The organism is Caballeronia pedi (assembly GCF_001544915.2).
In the GTDB taxonomy this organism is placed as follows: Bacteria; Pseudomonadota; Gammaproteobacteria; order Burkholderiales; family Burkholderiaceae; genus Caballeronia; species Caballeronia pedi.
Genome location: NZ_FCOE02000021.1, coordinates 21,272 through 35,454, shown reverse-complemented (window position 1 = coordinate 35,454; position 14,183 = coordinate 21,272). Strand labels below are relative to the sequence as shown.

Here is a 14,183-nt window from a genome sequence, read left to right as displayed (position 1 = left end):
TTATTGCTCAGGCAGCGGCGCATCCTTCACACGATCGATCAACGCCGCGCGCACGCGCTCGCGCAGATCGGCGGGTATCGAGAAACATTCGTAGGCGAGCGCCTGCGCAACGGTCACGACGCGCAATTCTTCGTAGCGCCGTCCGCTGCCGATCATCGCTTCGAACGCGTTGGCGCGCTCGTTGATTTCGATCGGATCGGCATCGACGAGCAGAACGGCGTGCGCGAGCACCGCGTAGAGCGGCTGGTCATTGTCGCCGTCAGGCACGCGACGCCAGTATTGCGCCGTGCCGGCGATCTTGCGCGCGTCGTCGCCGGGGCCCCACGCGAGGTTGAAGCGGCCATCGCAGAACGAGCCTTCGACCGCCTGCCAGTGCGTCAGCACGCCGAGCGAGTTGAGCGCATCGGCGAGAATCCTGCATAGATGCAGATAGACGGTTTCGGAAAGCGTGCCCATCGGCGCGCGCACCGGATAGGCAAGGCTCAGATTGAGAATGCCCGGGCCTTGTGGAACGAGGCCGCCGCCCGACAGACGCAGCCAGACGGGACAACCGCGCCGTGCGAAGGCGTCGCGAGCGTCGGCGAGCGGCGCGTAACGCTGATAGCTACGCGGCACGACCAGCGACACAGGCGCTTCCCAGACGTGCGCGACGGCGTCGCCTGCGGCCGCGCGCGCGAGCAGCGCCTCCTCGGCATCGAGGGGATCGCCGGAAAGCGAGGCGGGATCGAGCAGTTGGAAGAGCATGGAGTCGATGTCCGGGCGCGTCCCGAGCGGACGCCACCCCAGCATGGTAGCCAATAACGGCGACGAACGAGCGCGCCCCGTCGGCGGCCTTCTCCGGCGGGGCGCGGGCGGATCGGGACGCGCTCAGCCGCCCTTTTGCACGTGCTCCTTCAACAACGCGTTCACCTCGTTCGCCTTCTCCATCTGGCTCATGTGGCCGGCGTCGTCGAATACGCGCACGGTCGCGCCGTCCGGTGCATGCTTCGCGTGCGCGGCGGGAATGATCTGGTCCTTTTCACCCCAGATCACGAGCACCGGCTTGCCCGTCGCGGCCAGCTTGCCGCCCGGCTGCGCGCTCTGCCGACCGCCCGCGAACAACCCGCCATTGAGCGAAGTGAGCGCGGTGCTCACGCCGTCGAGCCGCTTGTATTTCAGCAGATCGTCGAGCATCTGGCGGCTCACGAGCTCCGGATTCGCGAACAGCAGTTCCACGACCGGCTTCAGTTCGCGGCGCGACTCCGCCGTCACGAAACCTTCGGTGTACGCGTTGTTTACCTCATCGCCGAAACCGGCTGGCGAAATCAGCGACACCGACGCCACGCGCTCCGGCTGATCGACAGCCATCTGCGCCGCGATGCCGCCGCCCATCGAATGCCCGACGAGATGCGCCTTCTTCAGTTCCAGCGCGTCCATGAACTTGCCGACGAAGCCCGCGAGATCGGCCAGCGTCGTGCCCGGCACTTTCGGCGTCGATTGCCCGTGGCCCGGCAAATCCAGCGCGAACACGCGATTCTTTTCCGCGAGCGCATCGAGATTGAAGAGCCAGTTGTCGAGATCGCCGCCGAAGCCGTGGATGAACAGCACCGCGGGCCTGCTCGCGTCGTCGCCACCGCGCGCGGCGTAGCGCACGCGGATGCCGTCGACATCGACGAAGTGATACGCCGCGGCTTCCTCACCTTCTTCCTCGTCCCCGGCGGGCGTCACGTACGACGACACATAGGCGTCGATATCAGCGTCGCTCACGTCAGCCGACGCGAGCACGCCGAGCAGCGCCTTCACCGGCAGCGTATCGCCCGCTTCCGCCACCTTGCGGCGTAGCAAACCGGCATCGGGCGCTTCGACTGCATTGGCGATCTTGTCGGTTTCGACATCGAGAATCGGCATGCCGACGGTGATCTCCGTGCCCTCCTCAACGAGCCACTCGTTGACCGTGCCTTCCTTCATCGACAAGCCCCATTTGGGCATCACGATCGGTGTGATTGCGGACATCAGTGCTTTCCTCCCTTCATGGTTTTTCGTGCGGCGTCGGCGATCTGCGCGGCGCTCGGAATGTAAAGATCTTCGAGCGTCGGCGAGAACGGCACCGGCGTATGCGGCGCGGTCACCATCTCGATGCCGGCCTTCAGCGCGCCGAAGGCCTGCTGCGCGACTTGCGCGGAAATATCGGTGGCGATGTTGCAGCGCGGATGCGCCTCATCGACGACCACGAGCCGCCCCGTGTTCTCGACCGTTTCGATCACGGTGTCGATATCGAGCGGCGACAGCGTGCGCAGATCGACGACTTCCGCTTCGATGCCCTCTTTCGCGAGCGTCGATGCCGCTTCGAGCGCGCGATGCACCATCAGTCCGTACGTGACGATCGACACGTCACGGCCGTCGCGCACGATGTTCGCCTCGCCGAACGGAATCGCGTACGAGTTCTCGGGCACTTCGCCTTCGAAGCCGTAGAGGTTCTTGTGCTCGCAGAAGATGACCGGATCGTTGTCGCGGATCGCCTGGATCAAAAGACCCTTGGTGTCGTAAGGCGTCGACGGGCAAACCACTTTCAGGCCGGGAATGTGCGTGAATAGCGGCGTGAGCATCTGGCTGTGCTGTGCCGCCGCGCGGAAACCCGCGCCGACCATCGCGCGGATCACGACGGGCGTTTCCGCCTTGCCGCCGAACATGTAGCGGAATTTGGCGGCCTGATTGAAGATCTGGTCGAAGCACACGCCCATGAAGTCGATGAACATCAGCTCCGCGATCGGACGCATGCCGCACGCCGCAGCGCCGATTGCCGCGCCGATATACGCCGACTCCGACAGCGGCGTGTCGAGCAGCCGGTCGCCGTGCTTCGCGTAGAGTCCCTTGGTCACGCCGAGCACGCCGCCCCACGCGTCCTTTTCGCCGTCCGCGCCTGCGCCGCCGACGATATCCTCACCCAGCACGATCACGCTCGGATCGCGGGTCATTTCCTGATCGATGGCTTCGTTGATCGCCATCTTCATGCTCAGTTTGCGGGCCATGATTGTCGTCTCCAGGATTTAGTATTTGACGTAGACATCGGTGAGCAGATCGGCGGCGCTCGGCAGCGGCGCGTCCTTCGCTTCCTGCACCGCGCGATCGATCAGCGCGGCGACTTCCTTGTCGATCGCATCGAGTTCTCCCGGCGCGATCACGTCGGCTTGCGTCACGGCGGCCGCGAATTTCTTCAGGCAGTCCTTGTTCGAGCGGATATCGTCGAGTTCGCCCGGCGCGCGATACGTCTGCGCATCGCCTTCGAAGTGGCCGTAGAAGCGGATCATCTTGCATTCGAGCAGCGCCGGGCCGCCGCCTTCGCGCGCGCGCCGGATCACTTCGCCCGCCGCTTCGTACACGGCGAAGAAATCGGTGCCGTCGACGGTCACGCCGGGAATGCCGAAGCCCGCCGCGCGATCGACGTAGCTATCGACCGCCGTGCCGTAATCGCGCGCCGTCGATTCCGCATAGCCGTTGTTCTCGATCACGAAGATCACCGGCAGATTCCACACGGCCGCGAGATTCAGGCTTTCGAGAAAGGTGCCCTGATTGGACGCGCCATCGCCCGCGAAGGTGATGCCCACTTCGCCCTTGCCGCGAAACTTCGCCGCCAGCGCCGCGCCGCAGATCAAGGGCGCGCCCGCGCCGAGAATGCCGTTCGCGCCCATCATCCCTTTGGACAGGTCGGCGATATGCATCGAGCCGCCCTTGCCGTTGCACGAACCGCCTTTCTTGCCGTAGATCTCCTTCATCATTTCGACCGGATCGACGCCCTTCGCGATGCAGTGGCCGTGTCCACGGTGCGTGCTCGCGATACGATCGCCGTCGCTCAGATGGCTCATGATGCCGACGCCCGCCGCCTCTTCGCCCGCGTACAGATGCACGAAACCGGGAATGTCGCCGCGTCCGAAATCGACGTGCAGGCGCTCTTCGAAATCGCGGATCGTGCGCATCTTGCGATACACGGTCAGCAGTTCGTCCTTAGAGAGCGGCAAGCCGCCCGCATTTTGCGTAGCTGTCATCTCTGTCTCCTTCGGTGGATGGGTCTAACGGGTATTGCTCGTGGGCCGGCGCATCAGCCCGGACGCCGCCGCGTAGCGCATGCACGCGGCGACATCGATGCTGCGAAAGGCGTTTTCCCTGAGCGTGACGGTCACTTCGTCGCCGGGGCCGAAAGCGAGTTCGCGTTCACCGTCGAGCGCGACGATGCCGGTGCGCTGCTTCACGCGATGCGGCACGCCGTCGGTGAGGCGCGTCCAGTTCGCGATCGGCACGGCTTCGATGAGACCCGGCGCGATCGGCGCGTGCAGATCGAATTCACCGAAGCCGCGCGCGGCCAGTTCGATCGCGACGCCGCCCGGATCGTGACGCCCGAGCGGTTCGAGCAGACCCGCGATGGCCGACATGCCGATCGCCTGCGGATCGGCGTACGCGACGTAGACGGCGGCGAGCGTGTCGATCTTCCACAGCGCGCGCGCGCCGATGAAATGCTCGTGCGAGATCACGGCATCGACGAGCGCGATATCGCGGCGCACGCCGCCGTTCGACGCGCGTATCTCGATGTCGAGCCGCTTGTTCGACGCGAGCGCTTCGCCGGACGGCACGCGGCCCGTCGCATAGAGACCGGCGGCAAGTCCCGAGATGGTCGGCTCGCGCATTTCGGGATACGCGTTGTTGGTGCCCGTCGAGAGACCCGCGATCGGCACCTGTCCGCATTCGCGCACGACCGCGCGATGCGTGCCGTCGCCGCCGAGCACGATCAGCGCATCGACGCCGGCTTCGCGCATCATCCGCGCGGCGCGAAAGGTATCGTCGACGCGCGCGGTCACGGGCATATCGAGGAAGTCGACTTTCGCGAGTCCCGCATCCGGACCTTGCTTGCGCGCGAGATGGCGTTGCAGCATGACCTTCAGGCCTTCGCGGTCCGGCATCATCAGCACGCGCCCGACGCCGCACGACGCCAGCGACGAAAGCAGCCGCAACACGATGTTCACGCGATCCGCGAGCTGCAGGCTGTTCGCGTTCGCGATGACGCGCCGAATATCGCGCGCCGAAACAGGATTGGCGATGATGCCGACGAGCGGCGCCGCGCTTTCTCGCATGCCTGTGTCTCCGTTTTTGTGTCGTATGTTTTGTGCGGCGGATAAAGGCAAGCGCCATGCCAATCGGCACGGCGTTTTCAGGCGCGTAAAAGCGAGGGATTACCCGCGGAAAACGGGCGCTTCAGAGGGTGCACGGGGCGCCGCCGTGACAGGTGTCACAGCGGCATGTGTATCGCGGGGTGTACAGGCGTATCGGCGTGCTCAGCGACCGTTCGCGTCGCGCTGATTCGGCGAGCGGATGCCGTAGCGCGCCATGCGCCGATACAGCGTCATGCGGCTCACGCCGATCTGCCGCGCGACCGCGCTCAGGTTCCAGCTTGCAGCGCGCAGATACTGCATCAGCAACATGCCTTCCGGCGGCAGCCGATGCGGATCGAAATCCTCGATGACGCGCGGCGGCGGCGGTTCGACCGGCGCGGCGGCAATGGCGGCGCCGCCGAAGCCTTCCGGCAGGTCATCGACGTCGATCAGGCCGTTCGAGCACACCGCGCGCGCATAACGCAGCACATTGCAAAGCTCGCGCAGATTGCCCGGCCACTCATGCCGATGCAAGCGCTCGCGCGCCGCCGGCGATAACGTGACCGCGCCTTCGAGGAATTTGTCGACGAGCCAGTCGAGATCGGTGCGTTCGCGCAGCGGCGGCAGCGTGAAGCGCGCGCCGTTCAGGCGGTAGTAGAGGTCTTCGCGGAAACGTCCGTCCTGCATGAGCGCATCGAGCGAATGATGGGTCGCGGAAATCACGCGCACATCGACCGATACGGGCCGCGACGCGCCGATCGCGAGCACTTCGCCTTCGGCCAGCACGCGCAGCAGACGCGATTGGAGTTCGCGCGGCATGTCGCCGATTTCATCGAGAAAGAGCGTGCCGCCGTCGGCTTCCTGAATCAGCCCGCGCTTGCCCTTCGCGCCCGCGCCCGAAAAGCTGTTCGGCAGATGCCCGAACAGTTCGCTTTCGATGAGCGTCTCCGGAATCGCCGCGCAGTTCACCGCGACGAACGGCCCCGCGCGCCGCGCGCTCGCGCGATGCAGCGCCTTCGCGAAGAACTCCTTGCCGCTGCCGGTTTCGCCGTTGACGAGCAAGTTGATCGGTGAATCGACGAGCTTCGCCGCGCGTTCCAGTTGGCGCCTGAGCGTCGCATCGCCGCCGCTCAGCGCGGCCAGCGCCGCGGGCACTTCGACGCTGCGTGACGACACCGCGCTCGTCGCGGGCGTGACACACGGCGCGGGCGGCATCACGCTCAGATACAGCAGCGCGCCCGATTTCGCGAGCGGCACCGCGCGCAGCTCGCTCGGCCGCGAATAGACGAAGCGGCCCAGTTCCTCGATGCGCGCATCGAAGAGCGTATCGAACGGCACGCCGATCAACGACGCCACCGGCTCGCTTGCAAATGCGCCCGGCGCGATCGGCCGGCCGATCTCCGCCGCGAGCATCGCGTGCGCGCGCCGGTTGTGGCCGACGATGCGTCCGCTCGCATCGAGCGCGATCAGGTATTCGGGATCGACATCGACGAATTCCGGCGATGTGTTCAGCTTCAGAATCCAGTCCTGCCGATGCGTGCGCAGGAAGTTCGCGTTCTCGATATGTCCCGCGTAGATGCGCACGAGCTGCAGCGCGAGATTCTGGCTGTCGCGGGCTTGCGGCGAGGTGAGCGCGGAGATATCGAGGATCGCGGCGAGCGCGCCGCGCGAATCGAAGAGTGGCGCGGCGGTGCAGGTGAGCGGGATATGCGTCGCGTCGAAATGATCGACCTGATGCACCGTGAGCGCCTGGCCGGTCGTGAGCGCGGTGCCGACCGCGCAAGTGCCCGCGCCGGCTTCGCTCCATTGCGCGCCGAGATACAGCCCCGCGCGGCGCAGCGCGGAATCCGTGTTGGCGTCGCCGAGATAGTCGACGGTCACGCCGGACGCATCGGTGAGCAGCACGACATAGCCCATGCCCGCGACATGCTCGTACAAGGTTTCGAGACCGTGACGCGCGATCCGCGCGAAATCGTCGATGCGCTGCTGATGCTCGCGCAGGCGCGTCTGCGTCAGGATGCGCGCTTCCTGCATGCGCGACGGATCGAGCCCGTACTGATGCACGCAACGCCGCCACGAAGACTCGATGATGCTCTCGTGCGTGCGCAGCGGCGCGGGCGCGGACATGGCCGGTTCCGCCCGCGTGGTCGCCGCGACGACTGCCTCGATGTGCTCGCGTTGCCGCATGTCCATCGTGCTCTCCTTTGCGCGCGAACGCGGGATAAACCGATTCGCACGAGCGTGTCTCAGGCCATATGATGCTCGAATCGGCACAACGCGTCATGCGGCGATAGCGCTGCGCCGCAGCAAAAACGCGTGCGGATACTTCGGCGTATCAGAACCAAAACACAGGAGACGACGGATGGCGAAGATCGCTTACGAAGATTTCGAGCGACAGATCGTGCAGCATCACATCATCAAGGGCAATGTGTACGAGAACGGCGCGGCGCTGGTCGAGCGCGCGAACCGGTGGATCGAGGAGAATGGAGTCGACGTGCTGAACGTCGAGAGCCTCTCGACGTTCGGCGCCGGCGACGATACCAGCGTGAGCCACTGGTACTCGGGCATTCGCGTCTGGTATCGGACGGCGTAGAAGAAGGGATCAACCGCGCCCGACGAACGGCATTTTGGTCGCCATCACGGTGTGGAACAGCACGTTCGCCTCGGGCGGCAGATTGGCCATGTACAGCACCGACTGGCCGACGAACTTCACGTTCATCATCGGTTCGACGGCGATCTCGCCGTTCGCCTGCGGCACGCCCTTCGACATGCGCTCGGACAGCTCGGTGAACGCGTTGCCGATATCGATCTGACCGACCGCGATGTCGTACTTGCGGCCATCGAGCGATGCGGTTTTGGTGAGGCCCTGCACCGCGTGTTTCGTCGCCGTGTAGGCCGCCGAATTCGGGCGCGGCGCGCTCGCGGAAATCGAGCCGTTATTGATGATGCGCCCGCCCATCGGCGTTTGCGCCTTCATCGTGCGAAATGCCTGTTGCAGGCAGAAGAACATGCCGTTCAGATTGATGTCGACGACATTGCGCCATTGCTCGGGCGTCCAGTCCTCGAACGGTCCGGGCGGATTCGTCACGCCGGCGTTGTTGAAAAGCAGATCGACGCGGCCGAAGCGCTCGACCGCCGCCTTGAAGAGGTTTTCGACCGATTGCGCATCGGCGACGTCGGTCGGCACGGCGAGCGCGCGCGCGCCCGCGTTCGATTCGCCGATCACCGCTTCGAGCGGCGCGGGACGCCTGCCTGCCAGCACGACCGACCAGCCGTCGCCGAGCAGGGCCAGCGCCGCCGCGCGGCCGATGCCGCTGCCCGCTCCGGTGACGATTGCGATTCGTTGAGAGTGGTTGGCTGCATCGGACATATCGGCGTTCTCCTGTCGTTATGCGCGCGACACTTGCGCGCGCTGAAATCGGGAGAACATTATCGACGACTCAGCGCTTTTCGGCGCTGCTTTAACGACTACTAGACGCTTCCGTCGTGACCGGACCCGCCGTGTTGCGCAACGCGCTGCCGTCGCAGAAGACGGCGGTCATCAACATCGGCACGACCTGTTTCACCACGGCCGTGCTGCCCGACTCACGCACTTTCTCCTCCACCGTCTCCGACGCCGCGAGCACCACGACGCCGTACGCGGAATCGTTGATCGGTTGACCACTGCCTCGCTTGAACATGTCGTCGCCGTGCTCGTAGCCCAGCACGGCATAGACGCGAAAGCCGTATGCCGTGAGTTCGCTGCCCTGCGTCGGCCTGAAGGCGTTCACGGAATTCGCCTCGACGCGCATCGGTCGCGCGTCGATGGATTTGTCGGCGACGAGCGGCGCGATGAATCGGTGCGCGCTGGACTTGCAATCGAGCTGGCTTTCCAGAGGGGTGGCGCCGCACAGGCTGGGCAGTAGTCCCCCGACCACGGCAGCGAATGCGGTAAGCGTTGCGAGAGGAGCGGTTTTCATGGCGAGTCAAAACCAACGGTTCGTAAGGGCCGACAGGGATGCTCAGGCATCCGGGTCGATGCAATAAGCGAGCCAGCAAATCGGCGAATTGGCCCGCACCTCGCGCACGCGCTGCATTCTTCCCGCAGGGGCTTGGTTTCTAGTGTTGGTTGACTTCTTGACCTTTGGCGTTACGCGCAATCCTCGTGCTCGTACAGCGATTCCTACAATCGCTTTTGTAGTGGCGATACAGACAGGTTCTGCCCTTCGACAGGCGGTGTCTGTACGAGATCCCTCAATCTTCTCTTTTCGATGCGGCGATCCGATGACGGCGCGCGCGAGCCGTAAGCAACAGGAAAACGTCGAAATGGTTATATTCGCGGTTCCGACCTTCGAGGACTTTAAATGACCGCGCTTGCCGATTTTCCGATCACCCGCAAATGGCCTGCTCAGCATCCCGAACGCATCCAGTTGTACTCGCTGCCGACGCCCAACGGCGTGAAAGTCTCGATCATGCTCGAGGAAACCGGGCTGCCCTACGAGCCGCATCTGGTGCGTTTCGATAACAACGACCAGTTGTCGGAAGAGTTTCTGTCGCTCAATCCGAACAACAAGATTCCCGCGATCATCGATCCGGACGGACCGAACGGCGAACCGTTGCCGCTGTTCGAGTCGGGCGCGATTCTCGTCTATCTGGCGGCGAAGAGCGGCAAGTTCATGCCCGACGATGTCGCGAAACGCTATGAGGCGCTGCAATGGCTGATGTTCCAGATGGGCGGCATCGGCCCGATGTTCGGGCAAGTCGGCTTCTTTCACAAATTCGCCGGCAAGGATTATGAGGACAAGCGGCCCCGCGCGCGTTACGTCGCGGAATCGAAGCGGCTGCTCGCCGTGCTCGATCGCCGGCTCGACGGGCGCGACTGGATCATGGGCGACGAGTACAGCATCGCGGATATTTCGGTGTTTCCGTGGGTGCGCAATCTGGTCGGCTTTTATGAGGCGCGCGAACTCGTGGACTTTCACGAGTTCGGGAACGTGGAACGCACGCTCAAGGCGTTTCTGGACCGGCCCGCCGTGCAGCGCGGACTCGACATTCCGAAGCGCAACTGAGTCGGTGCTTCATGCTTCGTGCCCGTTGCAATGCGCGCGGGCATCGGACGCAAACGTATTCGGCACATGAGGGATGCGGTTGTCACACAACCGTCTTGAACCGCCGGTAGATTGCGCTTCTCGAAAAAGTCTGAAGTTTGGCCGCTCGCGCCGAATCAGATTTTCCACGCGCACGTTTCTCCTCTACCGCATATGTCGAAGCTCACTGTCAGGGCGCGCCTCGCGATCGTCACGGGCGCGGTCGCCGCCGTGCTCGTCGCGGTCGGAAGCGTTGGATTATTCGGCGTCCAGCAAGGCAATGCCGCGCTGCGTCACGTGTTCGAAGGGCGCGCGCAGGCGCTGCAAACCATTTCGACCATCGACGAACTCATCACGCAGAGCCAGTTCGCGATCAGCGACGCCGTGCTCGATCCATCGGCGCAAAAGACGCAGGCCGTGGTTGCGTCGACGCAGCGGCGCATCGCGAATATCGATGCCCTGCTCGGCCGCTATCTGCGCTATCCGCTCGATGCCAGCGAAACGCCGCTCGCCAGGCGCCTCGCCAGCGACTGGGCGACGTTGCGCGACCAGGGCTTTCGCCCGACGGCCAACCTGCTCGCCGCGAACAATCTATCGGAAGCGCAGTGGATCGTGACGCAGCAAATCGAGCCGACTGCCGCGCGCGTCAAGAAGGAAACCACGGAATTGCGCGCATTCCAGTTGAACGCCGCGCAGCAGGAGTATGACCACGCGCAACGCGTGAGCCGCGTCGTGCAGTGGACTGTTGCCGCGTGCATCGCCGCAGGCGTGGCGCTCGTCGGATGGCTGTGCTTTTCGATGGCGCGCGCGCTGATCCGGCAACTGGGCGGCGAGCCGGCGCTCGCGGCGAACGTCGCGCGGCGCGTGTCGCAAGGGGACCTGCTGACGGACGTGCCCGTCGCGCCCGGCGACACGCAAAGCGTGATGCACGCAATGAGTCTGATGCGCAGCCAGCTCGCATCGATGGTCGGCGATATCAAGCGCTCGACCGACACCATCGGCATTGCGGCGGCGGACATCACCGAAGGCAATCACGCGCTGTCCGCGCGCACCGAGGAGCACGCGGCGAGTTTGCAGCAGACATCGGCGAGCATGGAGCAGATCGCGTCGACGGTGCGAACCAACGCCGATCACGCGAATCGCGCGCGTGAGCTTGCGAAGGAAGCGTCGGTGCGTGCGAAAGACGGGGAACGCGCCGTCGCCGACGCGATCGCGCGCATGACCGATCTGTCGGCGCGTTCGACGCAGATCGGGCAGATTACCGGCGTCATCGAATCGATTGCATTTCAGACCAATCTCCTCGCGCTGAACGCGGCCGTCGAAGCGGCGCGCGCCGGGTCGCTCGGGTGCGGCTTCGCCGTCGTCGCGGAGGAAGTTCGCGCGCTCGCGCGCCGTTCATCGGGTGCGGCGAAGGAAATCGCGCAGTTGACGCGCGAAGTCAACGCGCATGTCGAGTCGAGCGGTTCGACGGTGAAGCATGCCGGTTCGACGCTCACGGATCTGCTCGCTTCCGTCGATGGCGTGTCCGCGCTCGTCGAAGCCATCGCGACGGCGTCGAGCGAGCAAAGCGGCGGCATCGATGAAGTGAACGACGCTGTCTCGCAGATGGATCGGCTGATGCAGGGTAATGCCGCGCTCGTCAACGAGGCGGCAGCGGCGGCGCTCTCGCTCGATGCGCAAGCGCGCGAACTCAGGCAGACGGTGCAGGCGTTTCAGGTTTGATGCTTCGTTGCCGGTCGCCGTGGTTTCGGCGCGACGCCGATGCGCGAATCACGTGAAAGGACAAGCGAGGTAACACGGCGGGCGACATCCTCGAACGCAGGGTCGCTTTGCTTTACGCAAAGCCATTTTCCGAGAACCTGATGTGGGTGCAAGGCGGGTATTTCCTCGACAAGCGCAGTATGTCGTTCCTGCGAGGTGCATACCAGCAAACCATTCCACGGTTCATCCCGGTCGGCCACAACCAGGCACAGCAGCCCATCGATGTAAGCCGCGTCGCAGCCGAACATTCGTTTTCGGAAATAGGTCTCGTCACCCTCGAGAGGCTCGAGAATCCAGAGTAACGAGTTTCTGACCTTGGATGACATCGAATATTGAACTCGGCCTTCTATCTACGTTCGGGCTCCAAACCGCAGCCAGCTACCTACTTCTCGTCGGCCGGTGAGCGACGCTTCTTGTAACTCACCGCGACCGGCGCCGAAGGTACGGAAGGCGGCACGTAGGGAGACTCGTCAGGACCGAATTCCTGCGTGGCCGCAAATAACGCATCGTTGAGCGTTTCTTCGAGTGCCTGCTCCGATTCAGTATCGACGACTGAACTGCGAGTATTGTCGTCGTGCGGCGAACCGGACAGAGCCCACAGAGCCACGAGTTCTTGCGCTCGTGCATAGGAGCAAGTGATGACACCTCGAACGGTTTCCACCTGCAGTGCGCGCCGAGCCGCAAGCGTCTCTGCGTCGACGTGGTGGTCATCGGCCAACATGAGTGCAGAGATGCCGAGGGAATTTGCCTCGCCCGCCGCCAACCTCGCGTTAGTTGCCACTAGATCACGCCATCGATCGAACCCGCATCCTGACGCCACGGCTTCGAGCGCCTGATTCAGGCGCAACGCGTTCTTGCCGCCAGCCAGTTGCTGCAGAAGCTCCGCCTTCTCTTCCGCGGCCTCGGACGAAATCAAGAAGCGCGCGCTTGCCTTATCTGCCATACCGATAAACCCTCCCTGCAACATCAGAGGCGCCGCGTGCTCATCGCTTCGAGCGAGAAACCCCTTCACACAAGCCGCACGAGGACCTCAGAGTCAGGCAATTGTGCCAATAGGGCAACCACCTTACACCCGATGCAGAGGGGATTCAACTCGCAACACAGGATACGACTGCCCGGCCAGACGCATGCTTGAACAGATCTACACGAAGCTATCGGAGGCGCGTCTGGAAGAATCTCAATACGGCCTCGTTGAATCTGGCATGAAACGCGACACGGTCGAACCCACCATCGTCGACACAGACGCGAGGTACGCTCGCAGCCTGCTTTGGCGTGCACGGTGAGAGGAACGCGAAATGAGCGGCGCCGGCGACCAGATGGTACTCAGGCTTGGTGGGCAGCAGCTTGGAAAGCGCAGGTGTCGTCTCGGGCAACACGCCATCGCCACCATACTCTGACGCCCACAGCTGGATTGGAGCGCTGATGTTCTGCACCGTCGCGGGGGTCGGAAAAGCGTCGAGCGGGTCGGCCAGTACGAACACCCGGATTCGCGGGTCACGAGTCCAGTGTTGCGGCGGCAGTTTTCCCTCTCGGATGGTCTTGCAAATGGGAAGCTCATCAGGGCACGGTATGTCGGCGTGTTGAAAGTCAGGAACGCCTCCGGCCAATACGAGACCCGTAAAGCCGCCACGGGAAAAGCCGAAGAACCCGATATTGCGCGCGTTGATTTTCGACGCTTCGGGCGATGAATCCAGCATATAGTCGATGAGCCGCTGGATGTCGATTGGGCGTTCGACGAACTCCGATGGCTCCGACGCCCGCGACATGTCCGAAGACGTGTCGCCTGGATGATTTATCGCTGCAACAACGAATCCCGCATCAGCGAGCTTCTCGGCAAGGTCGTGGTGACCAAGGCGGGAACCTCCATGCCCGTGCGACATCACTACCAGAGGAAGATTCTCGCCGGTTACGGAGCAGTCCCTTGTTCCCCGCACGAGGGTTGTCCCTACTTCGAATTGTTCGGGGACGTCTGCACACGGCGTCCACACGGCTGCCTGGAGAGCAGGCCCGTTGGGGGCCGCCGGGATGTCGAAAAGCCTGACGCCGGCGCTATGGCAGGTCGAACTCAGGAGACAAAGGAAGACGGACGAAATCAGCTTTCTCATGAGATTCTCGCTTCAAGCCGATATAGCAGCACTCGATTTTCGACATCGTGGATGCACTCACCGACGACATCACCATAGTCAGCTATGCTGATGAATACGTGTTCGACATATAACCGCGTGGTCGAACGACT

Annotated in this window: 14 protein-coding genes; 3 read left to right on the top strand and 11 right to left on the bottom strand. The window is 63.8% G+C overall.

Features of this window, described 5'->3' with window-relative positions; all coding sequences use genetic code 11:
- The 6 genes from AWB80_RS26315 to AWB80_RS26290 all read right to left on the bottom strand — a co-directional run bounded on the left by AWB80_RS26315 (position 1) and on the right by AWB80_RS26290 (position 7,313).
- Positions 1-744 carry a lipoyl protein ligase domain-containing protein gene (locus AWB80_RS26315; RefSeq protein ID WP_061177688.1) on the bottom strand — a complete coding sequence of 248 codons (744 nt, stop codon included), beginning with the start codon at positions 742-744 and terminating at the stop codon, positions 1-3.
- A gap of 123 nt (positions 745-867) precedes the next feature.
- Positions 868-1,992, bottom strand: a complete 1,125-nt coding sequence (locus tag AWB80_RS26310) for an acetoin dehydrogenase dihydrolipoyllysine-residue acetyltransferase subunit (RefSeq protein WP_061177606.1) — start codon at positions 1,990-1,992, stop codon at positions 868-870.
- Positions 1,992-3,008 carry an alpha-ketoacid dehydrogenase subunit beta gene (locus tag AWB80_RS26305; protein ID WP_061177605.1) on the bottom strand — a complete coding sequence of 339 codons (1,017 nt, stop codon included), beginning with the start codon at positions 3,006-3,008 and terminating at the stop codon, positions 1,992-1,994. The genes AWB80_RS26310 and AWB80_RS26305 overlap by 1 nt, the downstream gene beginning before the upstream one ends.
- 18 nt (positions 3,009-3,026) lie before the next feature.
- A complete protein-coding gene (locus AWB80_RS26300) occupies positions 3,027-4,022 on the bottom strand; it encodes a thiamine pyrophosphate-dependent dehydrogenase E1 component subunit alpha (RefSeq protein ID WP_061177604.1) in 996 nt (331 codons plus the stop codon).
- 24 nt (positions 4,023-4,046) lie between these two features.
- The gene (locus AWB80_RS26295; RefSeq protein ID WP_061177603.1) at positions 4,047-5,102 is read right to left on the bottom strand and encodes an ATP-NAD kinase family protein; all 1,056 of its coding nucleotides are present in this window, start codon (positions 5,100-5,102) and stop codon (positions 4,047-4,049) included.
- A 201-nt stretch (positions 5,103-5,303) separates the two neighbouring features.
- Positions 5,304-7,313: a sigma-54-dependent Fis family transcriptional regulator gene (locus tag AWB80_RS26290; RefSeq protein ID WP_061177602.1), complete on the bottom strand. Its 2,010-nt coding sequence runs from the start codon at positions 7,311-7,313 to the stop codon at positions 5,304-5,306.
- A 169-nt stretch (positions 7,314-7,482) separates the two neighbouring features.
- On the opposite strand from AWB80_RS26290, the gene AWB80_RS26285 reads away from it, so the two are divergent.
- Entirely contained in the window at positions 7,483-7,713 is a 231-nt protein-coding gene (locus AWB80_RS26285; protein WP_061177601.1) for a hypothetical protein, read from the top strand.
- Between the two features lie 9 nt (positions 7,714-7,722).
- On the opposite strand, the gene AWB80_RS26280 is transcribed toward AWB80_RS26285, so the two are convergent.
- Both AWB80_RS26280 and AWB80_RS26275 read right to left on the bottom strand, forming a co-directional pair.
- Positions 7,723-8,490, bottom strand: a complete 768-nt coding sequence (locus AWB80_RS26280) for an SDR family oxidoreductase (RefSeq protein ID WP_061177600.1) — start codon at positions 8,488-8,490, stop codon at positions 7,723-7,725.
- 91 nt (positions 8,491-8,581) lie between these two features.
- The gene (locus AWB80_RS26275; protein ID WP_061177599.1) at positions 8,582-9,079 is read right to left on the bottom strand and encodes a hypothetical protein; all 498 of its coding nucleotides are present in this window, start codon (positions 9,077-9,079) and stop codon (positions 8,582-8,584) included.
- 384 nt (positions 9,080-9,463) lie between these two features.
- Here AWB80_RS26275 and AWB80_RS26270 point away from each other — a divergent pair, with 384 nt between their 5' ends.
- A complete protein-coding gene (locus AWB80_RS26270; protein ID WP_061177598.1) occupies positions 9,464-10,168 on the top strand; it encodes a glutathione S-transferase N-terminal domain-containing protein in 705 nt (234 codons plus the stop codon).
- Between the two features lie 192 nt (positions 10,169-10,360).
- Positions 10,361-11,908 carry a methyl-accepting chemotaxis protein gene (locus AWB80_RS26265; protein WP_061177597.1) on the top strand — a complete coding sequence of 516 codons (1,548 nt, stop codon included), beginning with the start codon at positions 10,361-10,363 and terminating at the stop codon, positions 11,906-11,908.
- Here AWB80_RS26265 and AWB80_RS26260 read toward each other — a convergent pair.
- From AWB80_RS26260 to AWB80_RS26250, 3 genes are all read right to left on the bottom strand, one after another.
- Positions 11,899-12,273, bottom strand: coding sequence for a hypothetical protein (locus AWB80_RS26260; protein ID WP_087131616.1), 375 nt, complete (start codon positions 12,271-12,273; stop codon positions 11,899-11,901). The two genes, AWB80_RS26265 and AWB80_RS26260, sit on opposite strands and share 10 nt — an antisense overlap.
- Positions 12,274-12,329: 56 nt before the next feature.
- On the bottom strand, positions 12,330-12,890 hold the full coding sequence (locus AWB80_RS26255) for a hypothetical protein (RefSeq protein WP_143328146.1): 561 nt from the start codon (positions 12,888-12,890) through the stop codon (positions 12,330-12,332).
- Between the two features lie 208 nt (positions 12,891-13,098).
- Complete coding sequence (locus AWB80_RS26250) at positions 13,099-14,052, bottom strand: alpha/beta hydrolase family protein (protein ID WP_061177594.1); 954 nt, start codon at positions 14,050-14,052, stop codon at positions 13,099-13,101.
- Positions 14,053-14,183 lie beyond the last annotated feature (131 nt).